General features: G+C 62.3%; 9 protein-coding genes. 2 read left to right on the plus strand and 7 right to left on the minus strand.

The window, feature by feature from the left end; genetic code table 11:
• Positions 1 to 34 precede the first annotated feature (34 nt).
• The 6 genes from ACE04F_RS09105 to ACE04F_RS09130 form a co-directional block, all read right to left on the minus strand.
• Positions 35 to 340 (minus strand): YkgJ family cysteine cluster protein, encoded by a 306-nt coding sequence (locus ACE04F_RS09105; protein ID WP_434571853.1) that lies wholly within the window; start codon positions 338 to 340, stop codon positions 35 to 37.
• 28 nt (positions 341 to 368) lie between these two features.
• Positions 369 to 1,133, minus strand: coding sequence for an SDR family NAD(P)-dependent oxidoreductase (locus ACE04F_RS09110; protein WP_486106034.1), 765 nt, complete (start codon positions 1,131 to 1,133; stop codon positions 369 to 371).
• 109 nt (positions 1,134 to 1,242) lie between these two features.
• A complete protein-coding gene (phrB, locus tag ACE04F_RS09115) occupies positions 1,243 to 2,676 on the minus strand; it encodes a deoxyribodipyrimidine photo-lyase (RefSeq protein ID WP_486106036.1) in 1,434 nt (477 codons plus the stop codon).
• 12 nt (positions 2,677 to 2,688) lie between these two features.
• Entirely contained in the window at positions 2,689 to 3,627 is a 939-nt protein-coding gene (locus tag ACE04F_RS09120; protein WP_305498859.1) for a MerR family transcriptional regulator, read from the minus strand.
• Positions 3,627 to 4,589: a YbgA family protein gene (locus tag ACE04F_RS09125; protein WP_486106038.1), complete on the minus strand. Its 963-nt coding sequence runs from the start codon at positions 4,587 to 4,589 to the stop codon at positions 3,627 to 3,629. The genes ACE04F_RS09120 and ACE04F_RS09125 overlap by 1 nt, the downstream gene beginning before the upstream one ends.
• A gap of 170 nt (positions 4,590 to 4,759) precedes the next feature.
• Positions 4,760 to 5,746, minus strand: a complete 987-nt coding sequence (locus tag ACE04F_RS09130; protein WP_486106040.1) for an NAD(P)/FAD-dependent oxidoreductase — start codon at positions 5,744 to 5,746, stop codon at positions 4,760 to 4,762.
• A 196-nt stretch (positions 5,747 to 5,942) separates the two neighbouring features.
• On the opposite strand from ACE04F_RS09130, the gene ACE04F_RS09135 reads away from it, so the two are divergent.
• Together ACE04F_RS09135 and hemH are read left to right on the plus strand one after the other, a co-directional pair.
• A complete protein-coding gene (locus tag ACE04F_RS09135; protein WP_486106042.1) occupies positions 5,943 to 6,842 on the plus strand; it encodes a TIGR01777 family oxidoreductase in 900 nt (299 codons plus the stop codon).
• A gap of 13 nt (positions 6,843 to 6,855) precedes the next feature.
• Complete coding sequence (gene hemH / locus ACE04F_RS09140) at positions 6,856 to 7,881, plus strand: ferrochelatase (RefSeq protein ID WP_486106044.1); 1,026 nt, start codon at positions 6,856 to 6,858, stop codon at positions 7,879 to 7,881.
• Positions 7,882 to 8,007: 126 nt separating this feature from the next.
• Here the strand turns inward: hemH and ACE04F_RS09145 are convergent.
• Positions 8,008 to 9,009: uracil-xanthine permease family protein (locus ACE04F_RS09145; protein WP_486106046.1), on the minus strand; the 1,002-nt coding region annotated here is incomplete at its 5' end.

Here is a 9,009-nt window from a genome sequence, read left to right on the forward strand (position 1 = left end):
CCCCCCCCCCCCCCCTCCCACATAAAAGCTTGTTCTATCTATACGCCGTTGCAATGCCCTGGCGCTCTTCCAGGCACTCCGGCGCACCCATCTCGAACTCCCGGCAGATCAGCGGACGTTTTTCGTAGATCGTGCACCTCATGGTGTCGCGATCCAGCGCCGCGCACCAGCCGTCGTCAAGACGCAGCATCACTTCTCCACCCCAGTCATCCGTGTCGATGAAGCGCTCGGGCACGCCGGTGTCGGTGATCAACATCACTTCCAATTGGCAGCAGCACGCCGCACACGTTGAACAGGTGACGGCGGGGGCGGGGATTTCGTGCAGCGGGATGGTCTTCATGGCGCGCAGTGTAAGGCAAGCGCGCTGATCAGGGGTGTCCCTTGATCGGGCACTGGTAGCTGTCCGAACGTGAATGCGCGCCCGCCAGCACCGTGTCGTTCGAGGGCAATGGCCAGAGCAGGTTCATGGTCATGGCGGGCAGGATCACTTCAAGGGGACGTTCGGTCAGTTGGGTCAGGATATGCTGGGCCGCCGTTTCAGCAGACCATCGAACCGACGGCGGCAAGCCACCGTCGACGGCCGGCGATGAGTTGTCGAATCCCGGATGCACGATGGTCACGTCAATGCCATCGCGGGCCAGTTCGCCGCGAGCCGATTCGAATAGATAGCGCATCCCCTGGTCCCCGGCCTCGAATTGCGAGGGCGGCAGATAGGTCAGCGGGCTGGCGATGCCCACCAGATGGGTCCCGTTGCCGGCGCGCAGCAATGGCGAGGCCGCCTCGATACACAAGCTGGCGGCCAGCAGGTTGCTGCGCACGATGTGCTCGACGATCGATGGGTTGACGGGGTGTCCGCTGATGTATTCGGCGGTTCCGGCGTTGATGATCACGGTATCCAGGGCGCCCCATTCCCGGGCGATTCGCTCGCCCGCCTCGCGTACGGCCTGACTGTCGGTCAAGTTGCCGGCCACGATCAGGACTTGCCCAGGGTACTTCGCCGAGAAGGCTTCGCACGGCAGGCGAGAGCTGACAGCCAGGTGAGCACCGGTGCGCAGTATCGATTCGGCTAGCGAAGCGCCGATTCCATTACCGGCGCCGGTCAGCCAGTATCGCCGCGGCGATGTCAAACCCATGTCTCACTCCTTCTTACCGGACGATGCGCGCTGGTTTCACGAGCCTATCGCCATACTATCGAGAATGGCAGCCTGCATCGGCTGGCCGACGTTCGTTCACCGCACGAATTCAACCGGCGTCCCGCCGAGTCGGCAGGTTTCTGAACGCCGCCAAGGCGCGGGCCCTGGACTGGCTGAGGTCAACGATCGGAGCGGGGTATTCCACCGCGTCAAACAAATCGCCACGGGTATTCGGGTTATGGACATCCGGCTTGTCGAGATCGTTCAGTTCGGGTAGCCAGCGTTTGATGAACAATCCCTCGCGGTCGAATTTCTCCGATTGGCTCAACGGGTTGAAAATCCGGAACCAGGGCGCCGAGTCCGTGCCGGTCGAGGCGCTCCACTGCCAGCCGCCGTTGTTTGCCGCCAGGTCACCGTCGATCAGGTGTTGCATGAAAAAGCGCTCGCCTTCGCGCCAGTCGATCAACAAATTCTTGGTCAGGAACATCGCGACCACCATCCTTAGGCGGTTGTGCATCCAGCCGGTCTCCAGCAATTGGCGCATGGCGGCGTCAATGATCGGCAAGCCTGTACGGGCTTCTTTCCAGGCCGCCAGTGCCTGGGGATCGTTGCGCCAGGCCAGGGCTTCTGTTTCCGGACGGAACGCGCGGTGGCGGGATACGCGTGGAAAACCCACCAGAACGTGTTTATAGAACTCGCGCCAGAGCAGCTCGTTGATCCAGGTCACGGCGCCGACGTTTCCACTCTCGAACTCGCCCTGATTGGTCTGCAGCGCGGCGTGCAGACACTGGCGCGGTGAAACCACGCCGGCCACCAGATAGGCCGATAGCTGGCTGGTCCCGGGTCTGGCCGGAAAATCCCGTTCGCTCTGGTAGTAATCGATGTGTTGCTCGACGAACGACTCCAGCCGGCGCCGGGCTTCGCTTTCGCCGGCGGGCCAGAGGTCACGCAGCGCCGCGCTCGGCGGGTTGAACCCTTCGACCTGCGTCGGCAGCGGATCGCTGGCAATGGCGGTAGGTGCCTGCCGGACAGGCGCGGGCACCAGGTCCGGTAATGAAAAATGCAGGCGGCTATAGCAGACTTTGCGAAATTGGCTGAACACCTGGAAATAGCTGCCGGTCTTGGTCAGGACGCTGCCGGGCTTGAACAGGAGCTGGTCGAGATGGCTGTGAAACTCCACGCCCTCTTCCTTCAACGCCTGGGCGACGTCGGCGTCGCGCCGGGTTTCATTCAGGCCGTATTCCTCGTTGACGTGTACGGCACCGATGCCCAGCTCGCGACATAACGTGACCAGTGCTTGCGGAGCCTGCTTCCAGTACTCCGTGTTGCGGATCAACAATGGGATATTCAGTTCGGCCAGGGTCGTGCTCAATGCCGCGAGGTTGCGCAACCAGAAATCGATCTTGCAGGGCGCATCGTCATGGGCCAGCCATTGCTTCGGGCTCGGCAGGTAGACCGCTGCGCACGGGCCTCGGGCAGCGGCGGCTGCCAGGGCGGTGTTGTCGTGCAGGCGCAAGTCGCTGCGCAGCCAGACCAATTGCATGGTTTTTTCCATCTAGAGGAGTTCTCTGCGGCTCAGTTCGCGATGAGCCGATAACGGATCTTCGGCCCAACTGACGTTGCTCATTGCCGCGCTGGCGGACAGCTTGGCCTGGTGAATCGAGGCGGCGGGGCCGGCGATGATGATCGGGCAGTCGAGCCCGCCCAGCAGCCTGGGCAGTTGCGACAGGTTCAGTGCCTGGCTCGAATACAGCAGCACGCCGCGGGCCTTGAGACGTTCGACCGCCAAAGCCAGCTCGCCCGCCGGGAGCGGTCCGTCGAACACCTCCACGGGACAGTCGGCGCTGCTTGCCAGCCAGGCGGTGAGCCACAACTGGGGCTCCTGGGGCACCTCGGACTGGTTGATCATCAGCAGCGGTGCGCCGCGCAACTGGCGGTTGTTGTGATAGATCCGGCTGCCGAATTTGCTGCGCAGCCAGGAGTACAGAAAGACCTTTTCCAGCTGCGCGCCGAACTGACTCTGCCAGCGCAATTGCAACTCGCCCAGCAAGGGCAGGAGCAACTGTTCACAAACAGTCCAAGGCGGATAGAGCGCCATGGCCTGGTTCACCGACTCATCGACCTGACGCTCGGCCAGTTGCGTCACCGCCAGCATCAGGGCATGGCGCTGACGTTGCCAGTCGTCTTCCAACGGCTCGCCTGACGGCTGCGGTGTGTCGAGCAACGGTTTTATTTTGCTTACTGCCACGCCACGATCGATCCAGGTGAGGATGCTCAGAATCCGCTGCACATGTTCGCGGTTGAACAAGCGATGGCCCTTGGGCGTGCGGTGCGGCACGATCAGCCCGTAGCGCCGTTCCCAGGCCCGCAGCGTGACGGCATTGACGCCGGTTTGCCGGGCGACTTCACGGATGGGCAGCCAGCCCTGCGCGAGGGCCTTGGCGAAGTCGGCGCCGAGGTCTTCGCTGGCGCTGGAGTCGAGTTCGTTCTTCATCAGATGGCGTTTCGCAAGCTGAGGTTCTCGGGGTGCGGTTGCAGGTAGACCTGTTGCGCGAGATAGGGATCGGGGTGCTGGCGCAGATGATGCTTGAGCAGTGTCAGCGGCACCACCAGCGGCACGATGCCGAGACGGTACTGCCCGATCAGGTGCTGCACCTCCTGCTTGTCATCGGCGTCAATGGCGCGCTTGAGATAACCGCTCAGGTGCTGCAGGACGTTGGTGTGCGTGCGTCGGGTGGCGCATTTCTTGAAGGCCGCCATCAGCGCGCTGAAATAGCGTTGGCCCAGTTCGTCGGGATCGGCCTTGCCCATGTTGCCCAGCATGTTGCCCAACGCCTTGTATTGCTCCGGGTTGTGGGCCATCAACAGGTACTTGTAGCGTGAGTGAAATTCAATCAGGTCGCGTCGGGTCAGCCCCCTACGGCGCAACGGTTGCCAGGCGGCATAGGCGAATACCCGGGTCAGAAAGTTTTCGCGCAGTACTGGATCGTTGAGGCGGCCGTCTTCTTCCACCGGCAGATCGGGGTGGCGCTCGCAAAAGGCCTGGGCGTAGACGCCGCGACCGCCGCCGTCCTGTGGCACGCCGTTGCGGTCATAGACCTTGACCCGCTCCAGCCCGCAGGACGGCGACTTCTGCATGAAGATGTAGCCGCAGACGTCATCCAGCTCGGCGGCCATCTGTTGTCCGTAATCGGCCAATGGCTGGGTCACGTCGAGGTCTCGCTTCACCGTGCCGACCGCGTTGGGATGCGCAGGATTGCCGACCAGCCGGATCGGCTCGCGCGGGATGCCCAGGCCAATGGCGACTTCCGGACACACCGGCACGAAATCGAAGTACTCGACCAATGTGCGGCTGCACAACGGCGATTGCTTGTGACCACCGTTGAAGCGCACTTCGGCACCCATCAGGCAGGCGCTGATGGCAATTTTCGGTTTGGCGATAGCTTCGTTGGGCATGGGCGACCTCTGCTGGCAAATCTTGTACAGGTATTATTTGTTGTACAATATTTTCATCATAGGTCTGTACGTAGACAAGTCAACCGATTGTTCCAATCCAAGAGCATGTTGTGACCTTGCCGGCGAGCTGCTGCCTTTCGTGACAGCAGCGGATGGCCTGCGTAATGCGCCTACTGAAGGCTGGCGTGCAAGCGACGGGCGGCATCCTGGCCACTGAGCCAGGCACCTTCGACCCGGCCGGACAGGCACCAGTCTCCGCACACATACAAACCGAGGTCGGCGTCGGCCAGGGCGCCCCATTCGTGGCTGCCGGCGGGGCGGGCATAAAGCCAGCGATGCGCCACGCTGAAGCTCGGCGCAGGCATCGCACTGTGCAGCAGTTCTGCGAAGGCGCCGTGCAAATGCTCGATCACCGCTTCCTTGGGCAGGTCGATGTGCTGGCGGCTCCAGTCGCTGGTGGCATGCAGCACCCAGGTGTCGAGCTTGGCATCGCGCCCTGGTTTACTGCGGTTGCGGGCGAGCCAGTCGAGGGCGCTGTCCTGGACAAAGCAACCTTCCATTGGCGTATCCAAGGGTTGTTCAAAGGCCAGCGCCACTGCCCAGGTGGGGTCCATTTTCACCCCGGCGGCGACGCCGGCCAGTTTCGGCACGGCGGCGAGCAATGCGGTGGCCTGGGGCGCGGGCGTGGCAATCACGACCTGGCCGAACGGACCATGGGTAAACCCTTCGGCGTCCTGCAAGTGCCAGTGTTCCTGGCCTCGAAAGACCTCGGTGATACGGCAGGAGAACTGCACCTGCAGCTCACCGAGCAGGGCGCGGGTGATGGCGCTCATGCGCGGAGTGCCGACCCAGCGGGTCTGCTCGTCCGGAGAGGGGCTCATCTGCCCATCCTGGAAGTGATAGAGCTGCGGGTTCCATTCCGCCGCCCAGCCGTTGGCTTGCCAGCGCTGGACTTCCGTGACGAAGCGCCGATCCCGGGCGGTGAAATATTGTGCGCCCATGTCCAGTGCGCCGGCGTCGCTGCGCTTGCTCGACATGCGGCCGCCGCTGCCATGGCTTTTATCGAAGAGTTGAACGACATGCCCGGCCTCCGTCAGGGCCTGGGCGGCTGAAAGTCCGGCGATGCCGGTGCCGATGATTGCGATGGGTACAGTCATGAGGGCCTCGTTTACCTTTCTGTACAGACTACGCCGTCGTTTAATCCTGTACAATTCTGGTTTTTGGTATAAGTTTTACCGTTCGCGTTTTGGCGGGTTGTCCTATTGTTAGGTACAGACCCTGTCCGATATGAAAAATGCCTACTTATAAAAATAGACTAATGGGCCAGGTAAAACGCGAGCCGAGGAACATCTCATGCACATATTGCTGACCGGCGGTACTGGTTTGATCGGACGTCAACTCTGCCGGCACTGGCTGGAGCAGGGACATCGCCTGACGGTCTGGAGTCGTCGGCCCGAACAGGTGGCGAAAATCTGCGGCGCGCAGGTGCGCGGTATCGCCAGCCTCGATGAGCTTGGCGAACCGGTGGACGCGGTCGTCAACCTTGCCGGCGCGCCTATCGGCGACCGGCCGTGGAGCCATAAACGCAAGATGCTGCTGTGGAGCAGCCGCGTCACGCTGACCGAGGTTCTGCTGGCCTGGCTGGAGCGTTGCGAACAGAAACCGCAGGTGCTGATTTCCGGCTCTGCGGTGGGCTGGTATGGCGACGGCGGCGAGCGGGAGTTGACCGAAGAGTCCGGGCCGGTGAGCGAAGACTTCGCCAGCCAGTTGTGCATCGCCTGGGAAGAAACCGCGCAACGTGCCGAAGCGCTGGGCATACGCGTGGTGCTGGTTCGCACCGGCCTGGTCCTGTCTGCCGAGGGCGGCTTTTTGTCGCGGCTGTTGCTGCCGTTCAAACTGGCTATGGGCGGGCGTATCGGCAGCGGCCGGCAATGGATGCCCTGGATTCATATCGACGATCAAATCGCCCTGATTGATTTTCTTCTGCTCCGCAGTGATGCCAGCGGTCCTTATAATGCCTGCGCACCGAACCCGGTGCGCAACCGCGATTTCGCCAAGGCCTTGGGGCGCGTGCTGCATCGCCCGGCCGTGGTGCCGATGCCGGAGCTGGCGTTGAAAATCGCGTTGGGGGAGTTGTCATTGCTGTTGCTGGGCGGCCAGCGCGCCACGCCCGCCCGGTTGCAGGCGGCGGGGTTTTCATTCCGGTTCACTGAGTTGCCTGCGGCCCTGGAAGATTTGTCGGGTCGCCTCTGAAATAGGACGTTGCATGACCGATCACGCGTTGCTTCTGGTGAATCTGGGTTCGCCTGCCTCCACCTCGGTGGCCGATGTACGCCGCTACCTCAACCAATTTCTGATGGACCCCTACGTCATCGACCTGCCATGGCCGGTGCGGCGGTTGCTGGTGTCGCTGATCCTGGTCAAGCGCCCCGAGCAGTCGGCCCACGCCTATGCCTCGATCTGGTGGGAAGAGGGTTCGCCGCTGGTGGTCCTCAGTCGCCGCCTGCAACAGGCCATGAACGCACAATGGACCCAGGGCCCGGTGGAACTGGCAATGCGTTATGGCGAGCCATCGATCGAATCGACCCTGGTGCGCCTGGCAAGCCAGGGGCACACAAAAATCACCCTGGCGCCGCTGTATCCGCAGTTCGCCGACAGCACCGTGACCACGGTCATCGAAGAAGCCAAGCGGGTCGTGCGCGAGAAAAAGCTCAAGGTGCAGTTCTCGATTCTCCAGCCCTTCTATGACCAGCCGGAATATATCGATGCCCTGGTTGCCAGCGCCAAGCCGTACCTGATGCAGGATTACGACCATTTACTGCTGAGCTTCCATGGCTTGCCGGAGCGGCACCTGACCAAACTCGACCCTACAGGCTTTCACTGCTTCAAGGACGCCGATTGCTGCCGGAACGCGCCGCCGGAAGTCATCGCCACGTGTTACCGCGCCCAGTGTATTCGTACCGCCGAGCTGTTCGCCCGGCAGATGGGGCTGGCGGATGGCAAATGGTCGGTGTCGTTCCAGTCGCGACTGGGACGGGCCAAGTGGATCGAACCTTATACCGAGGCGCGCCTGGACGAACTGGCCAAAAGCGGCGTGAAGAAAATCCTCGTAATGTGCCCGGCATTCGTTGCCGATTGCATCGAGACGCTGGAAGAAATCGGCGATCGCGGGCGTGAGCAGTTCCGCGAAGCGGGAGGTGAGGAGTTGGTGCTGGTGCCGTGCCTCAATGATGAGCCGCAGTGGGCGAAGGTGTTGAGCACCCTTTGCGAACGGGCGCCGCTGGCGTTGTAGATATCAGCGGCCCCTTCGCGAGCAGGCTAGCTCCCACAAAAAAAGCGTGTGGTCACAAAGTTTGTGTTCACAACATCCCCTGTGGGAGCGAGCCTGCTCGCGAAGCTTCTGACTGACGACGAAAACTCAAATCAGCGGCTCGTCCGTCTTCTTCTGCTTCCAGCCATCATTGCCCGGCAAGATCAGGTTCAACGCGATCGCCACCACGGCGCACAGCGCGATGCCCTTGAGGCCGAAGTCGTCCGGGCCGGTACCGGTGCCAACCAGTACGCCGCCGATGCCGAACACCAGCGTCACCGAAACGATCACCAGGTTGCGTGCTTCGCCCAGGTCGATCTTGTGGCGGATCAGCGTGTTCATGCCCACCGCCGCGATCGAACCGAACAACAGGCACAGGATCCCGCCCATTACCGGCACCGGGATGCTTTGCAGCAGGGCGCCGAACTTGCCGATGAACGCCAGGCTGATGGCAAAGACCGAGGCCCAGGTCATGATTTTCGGGTTGTAGTTCTTGGTCAGCATCACCGCGCCAGTCACTTCGGCATAGGTGGTGTTGGGCGGGCCGCCGAACAGGCCGGCTGCGGTGGTGGCGATACCGTCACCGAACAGCGTGCGGTGCAGGCCGGGTTTTTTCAGGTAGTCGCGACCGGTCACGCTACCCACGGCGATCACCCCGCCGATGTGTTCGATGGCCGGCGCCAGCGCTACCGGCACGATGAACAGGATCGCTTGCCAGTTGAACTCCGGCGCGGTGAAGGCCGGCAGGGCGAACCAGGGGGCGGCGGCGATTTTTGCGGTGTCGACGACGCCGAAGAAAAAGGCCATGGCAAAACCCACTAATACGCCGGAGATGATCGGCACCAGGCGGAAAATGCCTTTACCGAACACCGCGACGATCAGGGTAGTAAGCAACGCCGGCATCGAGATCAGCATCGCGGTCTGATAGTGAATCAGCTCGGTGCCGTCGCCGGCCTTGCCCATCGCCATGTTGGCGGCGATTGGCGCCATTGCCAGGCCGATGGAAATGATCACCGGGCCGATCACCACCGGTGGCAGCAGTCGATCAATGAATCCGGTGCCCTTGATCTTCACCGCCAGGCCCAGAAACGTATAGACGAAACCGGCCGC

The sequence above is a fragment of the Pseudomonas sp. AGC41 genome (genome assembly GCF_057334555.1).